23 protein-coding genes are annotated in these 18252 nt (G+C 56.8%); 17 read left to right on the plus strand and 6 right to left on the minus strand.

Annotated features, from left to right (window positions below; translation table 11 throughout):
- Positions 1–42 precede the first annotated feature (42 nt).
- The 3 genes from yjfP to RTM13_RS13260 all read left to right on the plus strand — a co-directional run bounded on the left by yjfP (position 43) and on the right by RTM13_RS13260 (position 1502).
- Positions 43–789, plus strand: a complete 747-nt coding sequence (yjfP, locus tag RTM13_RS13250) for an esterase (protein ID WP_312212462.1) — start codon at positions 43–45, stop codon at positions 787–789.
- An 87-nt stretch (positions 790–876) separates the two neighbouring features.
- A complete protein-coding gene (locus tag RTM13_RS13255; protein ID WP_312212463.1) occupies positions 877–1146 on the plus strand; it encodes a hypothetical protein in 270 nt (89 codons plus the stop codon).
- 14 nt (positions 1147–1160) lie between these two features.
- Positions 1161–1502 (plus strand): type II toxin-antitoxin system RelE/ParE family toxin, encoded by a 342-nt coding sequence (locus RTM13_RS13260; RefSeq protein ID WP_312212464.1) that lies wholly within the window; start codon positions 1161–1163, stop codon positions 1500–1502.
- An 8-nt stretch (positions 1503–1510) separates the two neighbouring features.
- On the opposite strand, the gene ulaR is transcribed toward RTM13_RS13260, so the two are convergent.
- Both ulaR and ulaG read right to left on the minus strand, forming a co-directional pair.
- Positions 1511–2266: an HTH-type transcriptional regulator UlaR gene (gene ulaR / locus RTM13_RS13265; protein WP_312212465.1), complete on the minus strand. Its 756-nt coding sequence runs from the start codon at positions 2264–2266 to the stop codon at positions 1511–1513.
- A 106-nt stretch (positions 2267–2372) separates the two neighbouring features.
- Positions 2373–3437 carry an L-ascorbate 6-phosphate lactonase gene (gene ulaG, locus RTM13_RS13270; protein ID WP_312212466.1) on the minus strand — a complete coding sequence of 355 codons (1065 nt, stop codon included), beginning with the start codon at positions 3435–3437 and terminating at the stop codon, positions 2373–2375.
- Between the two features lie 353 nt (positions 3438–3790).
- Here ulaG and ulaA point away from each other — a divergent pair, with 353 nt between their 5' ends.
- The 6 genes from ulaA to RTM13_RS13300 are packed head-to-tail and all read left to right on the plus strand — an operon-like array spanning position 3791 to position 8197.
- The gene (gene ulaA / locus RTM13_RS13275; protein ID WP_312212467.1) at positions 3791–5188 is read left to right on the plus strand and encodes a PTS ascorbate transporter subunit IIC; all 1398 of its coding nucleotides are present in this window, start codon (positions 3791–3793) and stop codon (positions 5186–5188) included.
- A 13-nt stretch (positions 5189–5201) separates the two neighbouring features.
- Positions 5202–5513, plus strand: coding sequence for a PTS ascorbate transporter subunit IIB (ulaB, locus tag RTM13_RS13280; RefSeq protein ID WP_312212468.1), 312 nt, complete (start codon positions 5202–5204; stop codon positions 5511–5513).
- Between the two features lie 3 nt (positions 5514–5516).
- Positions 5517–5984 carry a PTS ascorbate transporter subunit IIA gene (gene ulaC / locus RTM13_RS13285; RefSeq protein ID WP_312212469.1) on the plus strand — a complete coding sequence of 156 codons (468 nt, stop codon included), beginning with the start codon at positions 5517–5519 and terminating at the stop codon, positions 5982–5984.
- A 13-nt stretch (positions 5985–5997) separates the two neighbouring features.
- The gene (locus RTM13_RS13290; RefSeq protein WP_312212470.1) at positions 5998–6648 is read left to right on the plus strand and encodes a 3-keto-L-gulonate-6-phosphate decarboxylase UlaD; all 651 of its coding nucleotides are present in this window, start codon (positions 5998–6000) and stop codon (positions 6646–6648) included.
- A gap of 9 nt (positions 6649–6657) precedes the next feature.
- Positions 6658–7524 carry an L-ribulose-5-phosphate 3-epimerase gene (locus RTM13_RS13295; protein ID WP_312212471.1) on the plus strand — a complete coding sequence of 289 codons (867 nt, stop codon included), beginning with the start codon at positions 6658–6660 and terminating at the stop codon, positions 7522–7524.
- Positions 7511–8197, plus strand: coding sequence for an L-ribulose-5-phosphate 4-epimerase (locus RTM13_RS13300; RefSeq protein WP_312212472.1), 687 nt, complete (start codon positions 7511–7513; stop codon positions 8195–8197). The genes RTM13_RS13295 and RTM13_RS13300 overlap by 14 nt, the downstream gene beginning before the upstream one ends.
- Before the next feature lie 4 nt (positions 8198–8201).
- Here RTM13_RS13300 and RTM13_RS13305 read toward each other — a convergent pair whose 3' ends face one another.
- Positions 8202–9422, minus strand: a complete 1221-nt coding sequence (locus RTM13_RS13305) for an MFS transporter (RefSeq protein ID WP_409456043.1) — start codon at positions 9420–9422, stop codon at positions 8202–8204.
- Positions 9397–9606: a hypothetical protein gene (locus RTM13_RS13310; RefSeq protein WP_312212473.1), complete on the minus strand. Its 210-nt coding sequence runs from the start codon at positions 9604–9606 to the stop codon at positions 9397–9399. Before RTM13_RS13310 ends, RTM13_RS13305 begins: the two co-directional genes overlap by 26 nt.
- Positions 9607–9959: 353 nt before the next feature.
- On the opposite strand from RTM13_RS13310, the gene rpsF reads away from it, so the two are divergent.
- The 5 genes from rpsF to RTM13_RS13335 all read left to right on the plus strand — a co-directional run bounded on the left by rpsF (position 9960) and on the right by RTM13_RS13335 (position 12484).
- Entirely contained in the window at positions 9960–10355 is a 396-nt protein-coding gene (gene rpsF, locus RTM13_RS13315) for a 30S ribosomal protein S6 (protein WP_042388484.1), read from the plus strand.
- A 6-nt stretch (positions 10356–10361) separates the two neighbouring features.
- Positions 10362–10676 carry a primosomal replication protein N gene (gene priB / locus RTM13_RS13320; RefSeq protein WP_042388482.1) on the plus strand — a complete coding sequence of 105 codons (315 nt, stop codon included), beginning with the start codon at positions 10362–10364 and terminating at the stop codon, positions 10674–10676.
- 4 nt (positions 10677–10680) lie between these two features.
- Positions 10681–10908: a 30S ribosomal protein S18 gene (gene rpsR, locus RTM13_RS13325; protein ID WP_000135199.1), complete on the plus strand. Its 228-nt coding sequence runs from the start codon at positions 10681–10683 to the stop codon at positions 10906–10908.
- Positions 10909–10949: 41 nt separating this feature from the next.
- The gene (rplI, locus tag RTM13_RS13330) at positions 10950–11399 is read left to right on the plus strand and encodes a 50S ribosomal protein L9 (RefSeq protein WP_238081777.1); all 450 of its coding nucleotides are present in this window, start codon (positions 10950–10952) and stop codon (positions 11397–11399) included.
- A gap of 155 nt (positions 11400–11554) precedes the next feature.
- Complete coding sequence (locus RTM13_RS13335) at positions 11555–12484, plus strand: DMT family transporter (protein WP_312212474.1); 930 nt, start codon at positions 11555–11557, stop codon at positions 12482–12484.
- A 46-nt stretch (positions 12485–12530) separates the two neighbouring features.
- Here RTM13_RS13335 and RTM13_RS13340 read toward each other — a convergent pair whose 3' ends face one another.
- Positions 12531–13172: a LysM-like peptidoglycan-binding domain-containing protein gene (locus RTM13_RS13340; RefSeq protein WP_312212475.1), complete on the minus strand. Its 642-nt coding sequence runs from the start codon at positions 13170–13172 to the stop codon at positions 12531–12533.
- A gap of 232 nt (positions 13173–13404) precedes the next feature.
- On the opposite strand from RTM13_RS13340, the gene fklB reads away from it, so the two are divergent.
- Positions 13405–14025: an FKBP-type peptidyl-prolyl cis-trans isomerase gene (gene fklB / locus RTM13_RS13345; RefSeq protein WP_042388474.1), complete on the plus strand. Its 621-nt coding sequence runs from the start codon at positions 13405–13407 to the stop codon at positions 14023–14025.
- A 313-nt stretch (positions 14026–14338) separates the two neighbouring features.
- Positions 14339–15751, plus strand: a complete 1413-nt coding sequence (gene cycA / locus RTM13_RS13350; protein WP_312212476.1) for a D-serine/D-alanine/glycine transporter — start codon at positions 14339–14341, stop codon at positions 15749–15751.
- 59 nt (positions 15752–15810) lie between these two features.
- Here cycA and ytfE read toward each other — a convergent pair whose 3' ends face one another.
- Positions 15811–16473 (minus strand): iron-sulfur cluster repair protein YtfE, encoded by a 663-nt coding sequence (gene ytfE / locus RTM13_RS13355; RefSeq protein ID WP_312212477.1) that lies wholly within the window; start codon positions 16471–16473, stop codon positions 15811–15813.
- Between the two features lie 178 nt (positions 16474–16651).
- Between ytfE and RTM13_RS13360 the strand changes: the two genes are divergently transcribed.
- The gene (locus tag RTM13_RS13360; protein WP_312212478.1) at positions 16652–18235 is read left to right on the plus strand and encodes a methyl-accepting chemotaxis protein; all 1584 of its coding nucleotides are present in this window, start codon (positions 16652–16654) and stop codon (positions 18233–18235) included.
- Positions 18236–18252: the final 17 nt, after the last annotated feature.

The raw sequence follows: 18252 nt of genomic DNA on the forward strand, positions 1-18252 counted from the left end.
CATGAGGACGTGGCATACCAAAGGCTTTATCAGGAGAGAGCCATGATTGAACTTGAAACGCGCCAGCTGGCAGGCATTGAGATCCTGCACGCGACGCCTGCCGGAAAACGCGCCGTACCTTTGCCCACGGTGGTCTTTTATCACGGCTTTGGTTCATCAAAGCTGGTCTACAGCTACTTCGCCGTGGCGCTGGCGCAGGCGGGTTTTCGAGTGGTGATGCCCGACGCCCGCGACCACGGGGCGCGCTTTAACGGTGATGAGCAGGCGCGGCTGAGCCAGTTCTGGCAGATCTTACAGAGCAACTTTCATGAATTTCCGGCGCTGCGGGATGCGCTGGTGGATGAGGGCTGGGTTGCAGAGGGGCGTCTGGCGGTAGGCGGCGCGTCGATGGGCGGCATGACGGCGCTTGGCCTGATGACGCATCACCCGGAGCTGATCTGTGTGGCCAGCCTGATGGGCTCGGGCTACTTTACCTCACTCGCTCGAACGCTGTTCCCACCGCAGGCAGAGACGGCCGCCGAGCTCAATGACATTATCGCCCCGTTGGTGGAGTGGGACGTAGAGGGGCATCTGGCACAGCTTGCTTCCCGCCCGCTGCTGCTGTGGCACGGCGAAGAAGATGACGTGGTACCCGCTGAGGAATCGCACCGCCTGCACCGGGCGCTACAGGATGCAGATCGGGATCGGCATCTCACCTGCTGTTGGGAGACGGGAGTTCGCCATCGCATCACCCCGGCGGCGGTGGAGGCTACGGTAGATTTTTTCAAAGCGCATCTTTATGGTGGATAAATAAGTACACAATTTTACCCCGCTAACGTTATACTAAGGCAATGCACTACGCGCTTAGCGTGAATCTATATTAAGTGGAAGCTGCCTATGTCACAAACCATGTCCCAGAAACTTGCCAGAGATAGCCTCGGAAATGCTGCAACGTTTGAGGGCGGTGTTTACGTAACGAAAAATGGTGTAGCAGAGCTATTCATCCAGACCGTCGCTGAGCGTGAGGTTGAGCTTAGGGAAATTGAACAAGAAAGAAATATAAATGCCCTCTTTAAACTGGGCATGCAGGCCAAAAAAGAGATCGCGGAAGGCAAAGGTATGACGCCTGAAGAGGTGTTAGAGAGGTTGCGTGCCGCAAGACGTTAACAGGGAGAAGTTAAGTGGCAACAAAACCATATTCGGTCGTCATCGCGCCGTTAGCGTTACAGTGCCTGGCAGACATCGAGTCATACAAAAGCGGGACTATCGGCGCGCAGTCGGCTGCCCGCTTTGTTGATAATCTGCTGCTGGACTCGGTTGCATGCATTATTCAGGATCCTGAAAGGTATCGCTTTAACACCTACCTTTCAGATCGCGGCCTGATGTTGCGTGAGCGGCTTGATGTTGAAGGCGAGTATCGCGTGCTCTACGATTTTGACGGCACGCATATCGAGATACTGCTCTTCGTCAGTATGAAGCAAGATTTTAACAAGCTGCTTTATCGCTACAACATCCTGAAATAACTTTTTTTCTAGACGCGCATCACCTTAATGCCCTGGGCCTCAAGCTGCTTAACCACCTCCGGGCTGGCCTGCTTGCCGGTGATAACAATATCGATCTGGTCTGCGCGGCTAAAGAGCATCCCGGCGCGCTCGCCGATCTTGCTGCTGTCCACCAGCACTACCAGCTTGCCTACAACGTTAAGCATCTTCTGCTCCGCCATCGCCGTCAGCATGTCGGTTTTATAGAGGCCATCGGTGGTCAGGCCGATGCCGCTGGTAAACATCCAGTGCCCGGCATAGAGGCTGTTTTCGCTGCCCTGGGGACTGAGAGTAATGGACTGGCTCTTGTTGTACTGCCCGCCCATAATCACCACGCTCTCATGCTCCTGATCGATCAGGTAGTTCGCCAGCGGCAGATAGTTAGTGATGATCTGCACCGGCCTGCCACACATCTCCCGCCCTAGCAAAAACGCCGTGGAGCCGCAGTTGATCACCACGCTTTCGCCCGCGTTAACCAGCAGCGCGGCCGCTTTGGCAATACGCACCTTCTCATCCAGATGCTGCGCCTGGTGAATATTCATCGGCGACCAGCGTGGCCGCTGTTGGCTGATAGCTTCTGCACCGTTGCGCACCTTTTTCAGCCTGCCGCTTTCGTCGAGCTTGTTAATGTCACGCCGCGCCGTGGCCGGAGAGACGCCAAGCCGGTCAATGACCTGCTCAACGGTGACAAACCCGGTCTGCGCCAGCTGCTCGAGTAATATCTGGTGTCGTTGCGCTTCCGTCATGAGCTATTCCGATTAAAGATGATTCTTTACGATACTATTTGAAATAGCCGCAAATTACTAAGTTTTGAGTTAAAAAGTGCCGGGCCTGGCCGACACTCTTTGCATGTTACAGGAAGGATTTAAACGGCAGGTCCGGCTCACAGGTAAAGCAGTCATCAAACCCGCGTGGAAAATGGTATTCCAGATTGTCCTTGTCCAGCGGCCAGGTGAACTTGCCCCCCGGCTGCCAGATAAAGGGCTTAAAGCCGTACTTCAGGCGATCTTTTTTCATCTCCCACAGGACGCGGATCTCCTGCGCATCGGCCTGGAAGTTTGACCAGATATCGTGATGGAAGGGGATCACTACTTTGGTGTTTAGCGCCTCCGCCATGCGCAGGATATCGGCGCTGGTCATCTTATCGGTAATGCCGCGCGGGTTCTCACCGTAGGATCCCAGCGCCACATCTATCTGATGCTCATTGCCGTGCTTCGCATAGTAGTTCGAGTAGTGGGAGTCGCCGCTGTGGTACAGGGAGCCGCCCGGTGTCTTAAATAGGTAGTTTACGGCGCGCAGATCCATCCCGTCCGGCAGCACGCCCGCGGCTTTTTGATCCGCTGGCAGGGTGATCAGCGCCGTGCGGTCGAAAGCGTCCAGGGCGTGGATCTCGATATCTTTCACCTTTACTACGTCACCCGGTTTCACCACGATGCAGCGCTCGCGCGGCACGCCCCAGCCGACCCACAGATCGACACAGGTCTGCGGCCCGATAAAGGGCACATCGCTGGCGCAGTTCTGCATCACGGCGGCGGCGACGTTAACGTCGATATGATCGTTATGATCGTGGGTGGCCAACACAGCGTCGATCTGACGGATAGCAAAAGGATCGAGCACAAACGGGGTGGTGCGCAGGTTGGGCTGCAGCTTCTTCACGCCCGCCATGCGTTGCATCTGGTGGCCGGCTTTCATCAGCGGGTTGCCATGGCTCTGCTTACCCGTGCCACACCAGAGATCGACGCAGACGTTGGTGCTTCCCTCCGATTTAAGCCAGATCCCGGTGCAGCCCAGCCACCACATGGCAAAAGTGCCGGGGGCCACGCGCTCCTGTTCAATCTCTTCATTCAGCCAGCTTCCCCACTCTGGAAAGGTACTCAGGATCCAGGATTCTCGGGTAATGGTCTCCACTTTACTCATCGCGCTGCTCCTTACAGGTAGTCATTACAAATCAATTTATGATTAGATTTGATTTATGCTGTCACCGTTTTATCAACAATGCAACGAGAAAATGTTCATCTTGAAAGGGGGTGAATCTCCTGAACAACCGGAAGTGACATGGTGAAAATACGCTATTTTTATGTAAACTATTAATATTTAAATAGTTAAATATTAAACATTTATATCCGCATGTAATGCAGGGAAATAAATTGCGCGGCGTGTCACAAATAATCATTTCCAATCTTTTTGTGATTACTTTTGATGGGTAGAGTAGTGGGTACATCCCGTGCCGGGCCGCAACGATCCGGTGCATTCACTCTCTGGAGAGCGTTATGGAGACCCTCTACACCCTCTTTACCGTGTTCTTTAACCAGGTCATGACCAACGCGCCGCTGCTGCTGGGCATTGTCACCTGTCTGGGATATATCCTGCTGCGCAAAAGCGTGAGCGTTATCGTTAAGGGCACGATCAAAACGATCATCGGCTTTATGCTGCTACAGGCCGGATCCGGGATCCTCACCAGCACCTTCAAGCCGGTCGTGGCAAAGATGTCAGAGGTATATGGCATTAACGGCGCGATCTCTGATACCTACGCCTCAATGATGGCCACCATCGACCGTATGGGGGAGGCCTACAGCTGGGTAGGCTATGCGGTGCTGCTGGCGCTGGCGTTAAACATTCTTTTCGTCCTGTTCCGGCGCGTTACCGGCATTCGCACCATCATGCTTACTGGCCACATCATGTTTCAGCAGGCCGGGCTGATCGCGGTGTTCTTCTATATCCTCGGCTATCCGATGTGGACCACTATTATCTGTACCGCCGTGCTGGTGTCGCTCTACTGGGGGATCACCTCCAACATGATGTTCAAGCCGACGCAGGAGGTGACCGACGGCTGCGGCTTCTCCATTGGTCACCAGCAGCAGTTTGCTTCCTGGATCGCGTATAAAGTTGCGCCCTGGCTCGGTAAAAAAGAGGAGAGCGTAGAAGATCTTAAGCTGCCGGGCTGGCTGAACATTTTCCATGACAACATTGTCTCGACGGCGATTGTCATGACCATTTTCTTCGGGGCGATCCTGCTCTCTTTCGGCATTGACGTAGTACAGGCGATGGCTGGGAAAACCCACTGGACTATCTACATCCTGCAAACGGGCTTCCAGTTCGCGGTGGCGATTTTCATCATCACCCAGGGTGTGCGTATGTTCGTGGCGGAACTCTCTGAAGCCTTCAACGGTATCTCTCAGCGTCTTATTCCCGGTGCCGTGCTCGCCATCGACTGCGCAGCGATTTATAGCTTCGCGCCCAACGCGGTGGTGTGGGGCTTTATGTGGGGCACCATCGGCCAGCTCATTGCCGTTGGCATCCTCGTGGGTTGTGGCTCATCCATTCTGATCATCCCTGGCTTTATTCCCATGTTCTTCTCCAACGCCACCATCGGCGTGTTTGCTAACCACTTTGGCGGCTGGCGCGCCGCGCTCAAGATCTGCCTGGTGATGGGGATGATTGAGATCTTTGGCTGCGTCTGGGCTATCAAGCTCACCGGCATGAGCGCCTGGATGGGGATGGCGGACTGGTCAATTCTGGCTCCGCCAATGATGCAGGGCATGACGCTGGGGCTGTGGTTTATGGGCGTCATCATCCTGATTGCGCTGGTCTATATGGTCTTCGCCGGACGCACGCTGCGTGCGGAAGAGGACGCGGAAAACGAGCTGGCAGAGCGTTCTGCCCAGTAAAAGGAGTGAAGTTATGACCGTACGTATTCTGGCAGTGTGTGGCTGCGGACAAGGCAGCTCAATGATTATGAAAATGAAGGTCGATCAGTTTCTCACCCAGCAGGGGATCGCCCATACCGTCAACAGCTGTGCCGTCGGCGAGTATAAGAGTGAGCTGAACGGCGCGGATATCATCATCGCCTCGACCCATGTCGCCAGCGAAATTACGGTGACGGGCAACAAGTACGTGGTGGGCGTGCGCAACATGCTCTCAGCAGCCGACTTTGGTCCGAAGCTGTTGGAGGTGATCCAGGCTCACTTTCCCCAGGATATAAAGCAAGGATAAGCCATGAAACTACGTGATTCGCTGGCGCAGAACCACACCATTCGCCTGCAGGCGGAGGCCGGGAGCTGGCAGGAGGCCGTGAAAATCGGCGTTGATCTGCTGGTGGACGCCGACGTGGTGGAGCCGCGCTACTACCAGGCCATTCTCGACGGCGTCGAAAAGTTTGGTCCCTATTTTGTGCTCGCGCCGGGACTGGCAATGCCCCATGGCCGCCCGGAGGAGGGCGTCAAAAAAACCGGTTTTGCGCTGGTGACGCTTAAGACGCCGCTGGCGTTCAACCATGACGATAACGATCCGGTCGATATCCTCATCACCCTGGCGGCAGTGGATGCCCACACTCATCAGGAGGTTGGCATTATGCAGATCGTTAACCTGTTTGAGGATGAAGCCAACTTTGATCGCCTCCGCGCCTGCCGTAGTGAGCAGGAGGTTCTTGATTTAATTGATAACGCCACTGCGGCGGCTGTTTAAAAGGAAGACGACGATGTCATTACCAATGTTACAGGTTGCGCTGGATAACCAGACCCTTGCCGACGCCTATGCTACCACGCGGCTGATTGCCGAAGAGGTGGACATTATTGAAGTAGGCACCATCCTCTGCGTGGGGGAAGGGGTGCGTACGGTGCGCGATCTTAAGGCGCTCTATCCGCATAAAATCGTGCTGGCCGACGCTAAAATTGCCGATGCCGGGAAGATCCTCTCGCGCATGTGCTTTGAGGCCAATGCCGACTGGGTCACGGTAATCTGCTGCGCAGATATCAACACCGCCAAAGGCGCGCTCGACGTCGCCCATGAGTTTAACGGCGATGTGCAAATCGAGCTGACCGGCTTCTGGACGTGGGAGCAGGCGCAGGCGTGGCGGGAAGCGGGCATTCAGCAGGTGGTCTATCACCGCAGCCGCGATGCCCAGGCGGCGGGCGTTGCCTGGGGCGAGGCGGACATCAGCGCTATCAAACGCCTGACGGAGATGGGTTTTAAGGTCACCGTTACTGGCGGTCTGGCGCTGGAGGATCTGCCGCTGTTTAAAGGCATTCCGATCCATGTGTTTATCGCCGGGCGCAGCATCCGCGACGCCGCCGATCCGGTGCAGGCCGCGCGGCAGTTTAAACGTTCAATCGCCCAGCTGTGGAGTTAAGGAGCGGCTATGCTGTCGAAAACTGTGCCGCTTGGCATCTATGAAAAAGCGCTCCCCGCCGGGGAGTGCTGGTATGAGCGTCTTGCTCTGGCGAAAACGCTGGGCTTCGACTTTGTTGAGATGTCGATCGACGAAACCGACGCCCGGCTGGCACGGCTTAGCTGGAGCCAGGAGCAGCGTCTGGCGCTGGTAAAGGCGGTTGCCGAAACCGGGGTGCGGGTCCCCTCGATGTGCCTGAGCGCCCATCGTCGCTTTCCGCTGGGCAGTGAAGGTGACGTGGCGCGCGCCGAGGGACTGGAGATCATGCGCCGCGCTATTCAGCTGGCGCAGGACGTCGGCATCCGCGTGATCCAGCTGGCTGGCTATGACGTCTACTATCAACAGGCCAACGACGAGACGCGCCGCCGTTTCCGTGACGGGCTGAAGGCGAGCGTGGAGATGGCCAGCCGTGCGCAGGTGACGCTGGCGATGGAGATTATGGACTATCCGCTGATGAACTCCATCAGCAAAGCCCTCGGCTATACCCACTACCTGAACAATCCGTGGTTTCAGCTCTACCCGGATATTGGCAACCTCTCGGCGTGGGACAACGACGTGCAGATGGAGCTGCGGGCAGGCAGTGGACATATCGTGGCGGTGCACGTGAAGGATACTCGTCCCGGCGTATTCAAAAACGTTCCTTTTGGCACCGGCGTCGTGGACTTCGAACGCTGCTTCCGCACGCTGAAAGAGAGTGGCTACTGCGGGCCTTATCTGATCGAGATGTGGAGCGAGACGGCGGCCGATCCGCTGCAGGAGGTGGCGAAGGCGCGGGCGTGGGTATGCGAGCGCATGGCACGGGCCGGACTATTGGAGGATACCCATGCAGCAGCTTAAACAGCAGGTCTTTGCGGCCAATCTGGATCTGCCGCGCTACGGCCTGGTGACCTTTACCTGGGGCAACGTCAGCGCCATCGACAGGGCGCGTGGGCTGGTAGCCATCAAGCCCAGCGGCGTGGCCTATGAAACGATGACGGTGGATGACATCGTTGTGGTAGATATAGAGGGGAACGTGGTAGAGGGGAGACTGCGGCCCTCTTCCGATACCGCCACCCATCTGGCGCTCTATCGCCGCTATCCCTCCCTCGGCGGCGTGGTGCATACCCACTCAACGCACGCCACTGCCTGGGCGCAGGCCGGGCTGGCGATCCCTGCGCTGGGCACAACCCATGCAGACTACTTTCTCGGCGATATACCCTGCACGCGGGCGCTAACCGAGGAGGAGGTGCAGGGTGAGTATGAGCTAAACACCGGCAGAGTCATCATTGAAACACTGAAGGAGGGCGATCCGCTGCATACTCCGGGCATGATGGTTTATCAGCACGGGCCCTTTGCCTGGGGCAAGAATGCGCATGACGCGGTACACAATGCGGTGGTGATGGAGGAGGTGGCGCGGATGGCGTGGATCGCGCGCGGCATCAACCCCGGCCTGAAACCCATCGATGACTATCTGATGGACAAACACTTTATGCGCAAGCATGGCTCCCACGCCTACTACGGTCAGAAGTAAGCGCTTAACGCTGCTGGTATGCCGCAGGGGTTAGCCGCATACCCAGCAGCGTAATCACGCAGATAACTGCCCCAGCATAGAAGGTCGAGGCAGCGCCCAGCGTCTCCCACAGAATGCCTGCGCCGGTGCTGGCCAGCAGCATCGCGATGCCGCTAATCAGGTTGAACATGCCAAAGGCGGTTCCGCGCAGCTCCGGCGGGGCGGTGTGGGCGATCATGGCGGCCAGCAGGCCCTGGGTCATGCCCATATGGATCCCCCACAGGCCGACGCCGAGCAGCAGCGTGCTCCAGTGCTGGCTGAGCGCCAGAGCGATGTCTGCGGCGATCAGCACCAGCAGTCCGGCTTGTAACAGGCCGCTATGGCTCATGCGGTCAGAGAGCTTGCCAAACGGATAGGCCGTCACGCTGTAGACCAGGTTCATGGCGACCATCACCAGCGGGATGGCGAAAAGCGGGATCCCCATCTGGTTGGCGCGCAGGACAAGAAACGCTTCGCTAAAGCGGGCCAGGGTAAAGATGGCCCCTAAGCCTACTACCCACCAGTAGGCAGCGCTGAGCTTCTTTAGGCTCTCCCGGCGCAGCGGGTTAGTCCGTTTATGGGCTACAGGGTTTTTCGGCTCGCGCAAACCAAACCAGAGCAGGGCGATAGACATGACGCCCGGAATGACCGCCACCCAGAAGATAGCCTGAAAGTCGTTGTGCCAGAGAAACATCAGCGCTACCGCCAGCAGCGGCCCGAGAAAGGCGCCAACGGTATCCAGCGACTGGCGTAGGCCATAAGCCGCGCCACGGATCTCTGGCGGTGTGACGTCGGCCACCAGCGCATCTCGCGGTGCGCCGCGAATGCCTTTGCCGACGCGGTCGATCATGCGCGCAGTCAGTACCAGGCCTGAGGAGCCGGCAAGGGCGAAGAGCGGCTTGCTTAATGCACCAAGGCCATAGCCGAGCATGGCCAGCCCCTTGCGTTTACCCAGGTAGTCGCTGAGCACGCCGGAGAAGACTTTGATAATCAGCGCTGTGGCTTCGGCCAGACCCTCAATGATGCCAATAATAATCACGCTGGCACCAAGGGTGGTCGCCATAAACAGCGGCAGCAGGCTGTGGATCATCTCTGATGAGACATCCATAAGCAGGCTAACGCCGCCGAGAACCCAGACGCCTTGCGGAATACGACTCAGCGTCGTGGAGCGTTGTTCGGTGTTAGTACTTTGCAGCGTGTGCCTCACTCTCTTGCGTTGGGGGCTGGCCAGCTTCACCATCAGCGGCGTGATTGTGGTTTATATATACTACGCCTAAGCTCATCACGTCATCCATATTGCGTTCCGGATGCGGATCGACATGAATAGCCGCCGTTGCGCTGGTGCTCAGCAACAACGCCGCAAGTAGTGGAATAGCGAACTTTTTCATCATATTACACCCCAGCTCACTCATCAACAGCTTCTGATGCGCGATCGTAGAGGAGCCGCTCCTCACTCGCGTTCGGGCTTATATAAATTGTACTCACTGGCGGGAAAACTCACCGCGAGCGTTTCTGCTGCAGTTGTGCAAAAATTTACCGCAATGCTGATTGAGCAAGCTTAGCCCTGCCAAAACAGCGCACTTCACGCTTTGTGCGAATTATTTGTGCAATCACCTTGAGTTCGTCTGGCTTCGCAAGTATGATTACGCGTCAATTTTTCAGCCGCCTTTCAAACACGTTCCTTGCTTCCATGGGCCGCGGCTGACCCTGACAGGAGGCTGAATAATCCGTAAGGAGCAATTCGATGCGTCATTACGAAATCGTTTTTATGGTCCATCCTGACCAGAGCGAACAGGTTCCGGGCATGATCGAGCGTTACACTGGTGCTATCACTGCAGCAGAAGGCACGATCCACCGTCTGGAAGACTGGGGCCGCCGTCAGCTGGCTTATCCGATCAACAAACTGCACAAAGCACACTACGTTCTGCTGAACGTTGAAGCGCCGCAGGAAGCGATCGATGAGCTGGAAACTAACTTCCGCTTCAACGATGCCGTTATCCGCAGCATGGTTATGCGTACCAAAAACGCTGTTACTGAAGCATCTCCGATGGTTAAAGCGAAAGACGAGCGCCGTGAGCGTCGCGATGATTTCGCTAACGAAACCGCAGATGCTGAAGATGCTGGGGATTCTGAAGAGTAATTTCTGATGACCAACCGTCTGGTGTTGTCCGGCACCGTGTGCAGGATGCCCCTTCGCAAGGTCAGCCCATCAGGAATACCTCACTGCCAGTTCGTGCTTGAGCACCGCTCTGTGCAGGAGGAAGCCGGTTTTCACCGGCAGGCGTGGTGTCAAATGCCTGTAATAATCAGCGGGCAAGAGAACCAGGCCATTACTCACAGTATAACGGTCGGTAGCGCAGTTACCGTGCAGGGGTTCATTAGCTGCCATAAGGCAAAGAATGGCCTGAGCAAACTGGTTCTGCATGCCGAGCAGATTGAATTGATAGATTCTGGAGACTAGCCAAATGGCACGTTATTTCCGTCGTCGCAAGTTCTGCCGTTTCACCGCGGAAGGCGTTCAAGAGATCGACTATAAAGATATCGCAACGCTGAAAAACTACATCACCGAAAGCGGTAAGATTGTCCCAAGCCGTATCACCGGTACCCGTGCAAAATACCAGCGTCAGCTGGCTCGCGCTATCAAACGCGCTCGCTACCTGTCCCTGCTGCCGTACACTGATCGTCATCAGTAATCGGGCACGGTCCATTAATACGACTTTGAGAGGATAAGGTAATGCAAGTTATTCTGCTTGATAAAGTAGCAAACCTCGGTAGCCTGGGCGACCAGGTTAACGTTAAAGCGGGCTACGCTCGTAACTTCCTGGTACCGCAGGGCAAAGCTGTTCCTGCTACCAAGAAAAACGTTGAATTCTTCGAAGCACGCCGTGCTGAACTGGAAGCTAAACTGGCTGACGTTCAGAACGCTGCTGAAGCTCGCGCTGAGAAAATCAACGCACTGGGCACCGTTACCATCGCGTCTAAAGCAGGCGACGAAGGTAAACTGTTCGGTTCCATCGGTACTCGCGACATCGCTGACGCTGTAACTGCAGCTGGCGTTGACGTGGCTAAGAGCGAAGTTCGTCTGCCGAACGGCGTTCTGCGTACCACTGGTGAGCACGAAGTGGACTTCCAGGTTCACAGCGAAGTGTTTGCTAAAGTTATCATCAACGTGGTTGCTGAGTAATCTGCGACTCTCGTTTGAGATAACACCGAAACGCCTGCCTCGTGCAGGCGTTTTGCTTTTTGCGACCCCGTCGACACTCCCAACGGTGTTGGGTATCAATTCCTCACGCCTTCCCCGATAATAAATTAAAACACGATTTTAATTTTGGTGAGGAAATGGAAACAGTCTCTTCAGTACCCGTTTTTGCCCGTAGAAACGTTGCTTACGCCGGGGCTACGCTCTGCTGTCTGCTCTGGGGCAGCTCCTATCCCGCCATTAAGAGCGGCTATGAGCTCTTTGCTATCGCTACTGACGATATCCCCTCAAAGATCGTTTTTGCAGGCTACCGCTTTCTGTTTGCCGGTCTTCTGCTGCTGCTGTTTGCGATGGCGCAGCGCAAGCCTATCGCCCGGCTCAGCCCGCAGCAGTATGGCCAGATCGCGTTCCTGGGCCTGACGCAGACCTCGATTCAGTACATCTTCTTCTATATCGGCCTCGCCTTTACCACCGGGGTGAAAGGCTCGATCATGAACGCCACCGGCACCTTTTTCAGCGTGCTGCTGGCGCACCTGATCTATAAAAATGACAGGCTAAGCTACAACAAGAGCATCGGTTGCGTGCTGGGCTTTGCCGGGGTGATGCTAGTGAACTTCAACCACTCACTGCTCGATTTCAGCTTTAGCATGATGGGGGACGGCTTTGTGGTGCTGGCGGCGTTTATCCTCTCGGCCTCGATGCTGTATGGCAAACGCATCTCGCAAACCGTTGATCCAACGGTGATGACCGGCTGGCAGCTGGCGTTTGGCGGCGGGGTGCTGGTGGTGGGGGGTTATCTGACCGGCGGCACGCTGGTGGTACATAGCCTGACGGCGGCGGCGCTCCTCGGCTATCTGACGCTGCTCTCATCCATTGCTTTTGCCCTGTGGAGCGTCCTGCTCAAGTACAATCGCGTCAGCATGATTGCGCCGTTTAACTTTGTGATCCCGGTTGCGGGCACGGTGCTGTCGGCGATCTTCCTTGGGGAGAACATCCTTGAGATGAAATATGCCATTGCGCTGGTGCTGGTCTGCTCGGGGATCTGGTGGGTTAATAAACCCAAAGCGTAATCGTAGCCCCGGTAAGCGCGAGCGCTACCGGGGAAAACGCGTGAAATCAGCGGGCGCGAATAAAGCTGCCGTTGGCCTGGCGGGTAAACAATACTTCGCCATCGCTGGTTTCAATCGTGAGGCCGGTGACTACGCCGCTGGCGTTCTGACGGATCTTCACTACCTGGCCGGTTTGCAGCGTGCTGAGCGGCTTGCCGTTGCCCTCGACCTGCGCCATCGCGTAAACATCCGTTGCCGGCAGGTTATGATCGCGGAAGAGCTGGGCCAGGGTTTGACCAGACGCGATGCGATAGGTCCGCCACTGCTGATCGATACCGCCTGACTCCTGGAAGGGCTGTACAACATTATTCTGTGTCGTCGTCGGCTGCGTCTCTTCCGGCTGCTCCTGCTCCTGGATCGGCTCCGGGGCCACCGGCGCAACCAGCTGGGGATCGTTCACCGTGGGTGCGAGCTGCGGCTGGGCGTTGGTAGACGGCTGGGAAGGGGCGATATCCAGCTGGGCGTCGCGCCTGACCGGCGCATCGTCGCCGTTGTCCCCGGAGGGCAGCAAAAGGCCGATGACTACAAGCAGAGCCGCAATAATGATGCCGCGACGGTGCGCAGGGGGCAGCGGATCCATAATGCGAAAGTTATCCGGCGCGTACCAGATTTTCGCCAGAGTCGGTTTCAGTGCAAATCGCCCGGGCATGGCTTTCCTCCTGCTCCGCGTCGTTATTTTCCTGTATCACTGAGTATAGATTGCTAACTGCCTGACTCGCGTAGTAAAGCGCTCTTTCGTGACCTGGGATCGGGAATAATCTTACCCCTCTCTATTGTTTCTTTTTCGCTGCGATTTGTCACCCTCCCTGCGACAAAGTTTTACCCGGTGCGGCGCGGCTGCTATGCTGCCCGCTACTTTTAATACGATGAAAGGAAAACCCATGACAACCCCGACGTTTGACACTATCGAAGCACAGGCAAGTTACGGTATCGGCCTGCAGGTAGGCCAGCAGCTGAGCGAGTCTGGCCTCCAGGGCCTGCTGCCGGAAGCGCTGGTTGCCGGTATTGCCGACGCGCTGGCAGGTAAACAGCCTGCTGTGCCGGTGGATGTTGTTCATCGTGCGCTGCGTGAAATTCACGAGCGTGCCGATGCGGTGCGTCGCGAACGCTTTGCCGCGATGGCGGAAGAGGGCGTGAAGTATCTGGACGAAAACCGCGAGCGTGAAGGCGTGAACAGCACCGAGTCTGGCCTGCAGTTCCGCGTGATCAAGCAGGGCGAAGGCGCTATCCCGGCGCGTACCGACCGCGTGCGCGTGCACTACACCGGCAAGCTGACGGACGGCTCGGTCTTTGACAGCTCTGTAGCCCGTGGCGAACCGGCTGAATTCCCGGTTAACGGCGTGATCCCAGGCTGGATCGAAGCGCTGACCCTGATGCCGGTAGGCTCGAAGTGGGAGCTGACCATTCCGCAAAACCTGGCCTACGGCGAGCGTGGCGCGGGCGCATCAATTCCGCCTTTCAGCACCCTGGTGTTTGAAGTCGAGCTGCTGGAAATCCTGTAACGCTGCTAAACGATTCCTCTCCCCAAATGGGGGGAGGAAGCGACATATCCGCATATCCTCCACTCTTTACAGAAATGTCGATACTTAATCTTGCAAATGCATTTTTTGCGTGTATTTTTGTGAGCCAAATCCAGGTAGTGGTGTGATATCACACTCATTTTTAACATAAGTGTAACATTGCTTTTAAATCGCAGTATTCATCCCTCCGATTCTTACCTAATATCGATGAGTCCACATTCAGACGCCCTGCGGCGTCACGCAATGAAAGGCCAGAAGAGCCTCAACAACACAGACAGGTACAGGAAATAAACACATGGTAGATCAGATCAAAGTCGCTACCGACGAGCAGGCTCCGGCCGAGCAGTCGCTACGGCGTCATCTTACAAACCGTCATATCCAGCTTATTGCCATTGGGGGTGCCATCGGTACCGGGCTGTTTATGGGATCGGGTAAAACAATCAGCCTTGCCGGCCCGTCGATCATATTTGTTTATATGATCATCGGCTTCATGCTCTTTTTCGTGATGCGCGCCATGGGCGAGCTGCTGCTGTCGAACCTCGAGTACAAGTCGTTTAGCGACTTTGCTGCCGATCTGCTCGGCCCATGGGCGGGCTACTTTACCGGCTGGACCTACTGGTTCTGCTGGGTGGTGACCGGCATGGCGGACGTGGTGGCCATCACCGCCTACGCCCAGTTCTGGTTCCCCGGACTGTCGGACTGGGTGGCCTCGCTGGCGGTGATCGCGCTGCTGCTGAGCCTTAACCTGGCGACGGTGAAGCTGTTCGGCGAGATGGAGTTCTGGTTTGCGATGATCAAAATCGTCGCCATCGTGTCGCTGATTATCGTAGGCGTGGTCATGGTGCTGATGAACTTCCAGTCGCCAACCGGCGTTGAGGCCTCCTTTACCCACCTGTGGGATGACGGCGGCTGGTTCCCGAAAGGGCTGAGTGGCTTCTTTGCCGGTTTCCAGATCGCGGTCTTTGCCTTTGTCGGTATCGAGCTGGTGGGCACCACGGCGGCGGAGACTAAAGATCCAGAGAAATCACTGCCGCGTGCAATTAACTCTATTCCTATCCGTATCATTATGTTCTACGTCTTCGCGCTGATTGTGATCATGTCCGTGACGCCGTGGAGCTCCGTGGTACCGAACAAAAGCCCGTTCGTTGAGCTGTTTGTGCTGGTGGGCCTGCCAGCTGCGGCGAGCATCATTAACTTTGTGGTGCTGACCTCTGCGGCCTCCTCGGCAAACAGCGGCGTCTTCTCCACCAGCCGGATGCTGTTTGGCCTGGCCCAGGACGGCGTGGCGCCGAAGAGCTTCGGCAAGCTGTCGAAGCGTGCCGTACCGGCCACCGGGCTGACCTTCTCCTGCATCTGCCTGCTGGGCGGCGTGGTGATCCTCTACGTGAACCCGAGCGTGATTGCGGCCTTCACCATGATCACCACCGTATCAGCGATCCTGTTTATGTTCGTCTGGACCATTATTCTCTGCTCGTATCTGGTCTACCGTAAGCGTCGTCCCGAGCTGCACGCGAAGTCGATCTACAAGATGCCGCTGGGCAAGGTGATGTGCTGGGTGTGCATGGCGTTCTTCGCCTTTGTGCTGGTGCTGCTGACCCTGGAGGAGGATACCCGCCAGGCGCTGATCGTCACGCCGCTGTGGTTTGTGGTGCTGGGTGCGTTCTGGCTGCTGGTCGGCAAGAAGCGCGTAGAGCGTTTCCGTAAGTAAGGTTTCCGGCAATAACAGTCTGTAGGCCCGGCAAGCGTAGTGCTGCCGGGCCTTTTTGTTTACTCTCCGGCTAACGCACGCGGGAAGAGCACGTTATTCTCCAGGCTGATGTGCTCCATCAGATCGTCAATCAGCTCGTTAATCCCGTTATACATCGCTTTCCACGTCGTGCAGGCCTCCGGCGGCGGCGTCACGTTATGGGTGGTGTGCTTGATCACCTCCAGCAGCTCGCCCGCTTCATCGTGCTCACTCTCCATCACGCTTACCGGTCCCGCCGCATGGCTGCCCTGGCCCTGCTTGATCATCGGGAAGAGGATCCGCTCCTCCTTCATCATGTGATTGTTCAGCTCCTCATGCAGCATGGTCAGGTATTTGGTCAGCCCACGCGGCACGTTGGGCTTATCGGCATGAACGCGCTCAACCTTGGTGGCCTGCAGGATCAGCTCTGGCAGCTGCTCGCGGTGTCTGTCGTGATAGCGCACAATGATGTGATCGATAATCTCGGCCAACGGGGCCACGCGCCAGTCCTTGTCTACCGGCTGCTCTGCCAGCTTCGCCAGCGCCGCCTCAATTTCTTCAACATCCAGCTCTTTGCGCTGGGCCGCACGGGCCAGCGTCTGCTTACCGCCGCAGCAGTAGTCCATATCGTACTGACGGAACAGGGCCGAGGCCCGGGGGATAGAGAGCGCCAGCTCACCTAAAGATTGATCGCGAAAGGCCATAGCAGTTACCTCAAGGGTGAAATAATAAGATGTATTTTAAATGCATCTTTAAGGCGGCGCTATAACCCTTTAGCGGCAGGGGTAAAAATGAGATGTACTTCACAATTATGTTCAAGAAGTCGCCATGCCTGCCGATAGATACAGGCCAGACAATATCCTGCATCCAAAAAGGCAATACATGTTTAAACGTATGAAAGTCATTACCCTGCTGATTTCAGTCCTGCTGGCGCTTGGCGTCATGCAGGCGATCTCAGCCAGCGTGTTCATTACCGCGCTCAATAACGACAAAGAGAACTTCAATGTCTCCCAGCTCTCCAGCCAGAACGTCGCCGAGTTTACCGACGCGTGGATCAGCCTGAACCAGGCCCGCGTGACCCTCAACCGGGGCATGCTGCGTCTGCAAAGCAGCGAGGCGAGTCAGATTAACGGTGGGCAGCTCAGCGAGCTGGTCATCATCGCGAAAAACCTGCTGGCGGATGCCAAGGATCATTACGACAAATACTATGCCCTGCCGGAAACGCCGGGGATGGACGAGCATCTGGCCGACCGTCTGGAGGAGCAGTATCGCAACTACTCTTCTACTCTGGCCCAGATGAACACCTTCCTTGCCCAGGGCAAGCTGGAAGATATGTTCAAGCAGAACGCCGAGCAGAAGCAGAAAGCGATGCAGGCGGTCTACCATGAATGGCGCACGGCGCAGGCGGATCTGTCCAGCAAGGGCGTTAAAGATAATGAGAGCGACTACAAACGTATTCTGTGGATCCTCTCCGCCATCATGCTGATGGTGATCGCCGTGATTATTACCAGCTGGATTGCGATGCGCCGCGTGCTGCTCCAGCCGCTGGATGAGGTGCTCGGCCATATTCGCGCTATCGCCGCAGGCGATCTGACCCGGCCAATTGCCGCTGAAGGCAAAAACGAGATGGCGCTGCTGGCGCGTAACGTGAAAGAGATGCAGACGGCGCTGGCGAACACCGTTGGCGTGGTGCGTGAGGGGGCTGACGTAATCTATACCGGTGCGAGCGAAATCTCTGCCGGCAGCAACGATCTCTCCTCCCGTACCGAGCAGCAGGCAGCTTCCCTGGAAGAGACAGCGGCCAGCATGGAGCAGCTGACGGCGACCGTGAAACAGAATGCCGACAACGCCCGTCAGGCGTCCCGTCTGGCGCTGGATGCCTCCTCCACCGCGAAGAAAGGCGGCAGCGTGGTAGAGAGCGTGGTGCGTACAATGGATGAAATCGCTACCAGCTCCAATAAGATTGCCCAGATCACCAACGTCATTGACGGTATCGCCTTCCAGACCAACATTCTGGCGCTCAACGCGGCGGTAGAAGCGGCGCGGGCTGGCGAACAGGGCCGCGGCTTTGCCGTGGTGGCTGGCGAGGTGCGTACCCTTGCCCAGCGCAGCGCCCAGGCGGCGAAGGAGATCAAAGGTCTGATTGACGACTCCGGCGACCGGGTCGACGCAGGCTCTGCCCTGGTGAATCAGGCTGGCGAGACCATGGCGGAGATCGTCAGCGCCGTTACTCGTGTGACTGATATCATGGGCGAAATCGCGTCTGCTTCTGATGAACAGAGCCGTGGTATCGATCAGGTTGGCCAGGCGGTGGCGGAGATGGATCGCGTCACCCAGCAGAACGCCTCGCTGGTGCAGGAGTCTGCTGCGGCAGCGGCAGCACTGGAGGATCAGTCCGCCCGCCTGAGCGAGGCGGTAGCGGTATTTAAAACTACCCGTCGTCAGGCAGATATGGCTAACGCTTAACCGATAAATCGCCGGGC

The sequence above is a fragment of the Pseudescherichia sp. genome, assembly GCF_031979925.1.
In the GTDB taxonomy this organism is placed as follows: domain Bacteria; phylum Pseudomonadota; class Gammaproteobacteria; order Enterobacterales; family Enterobacteriaceae; genus Pseudescherichia.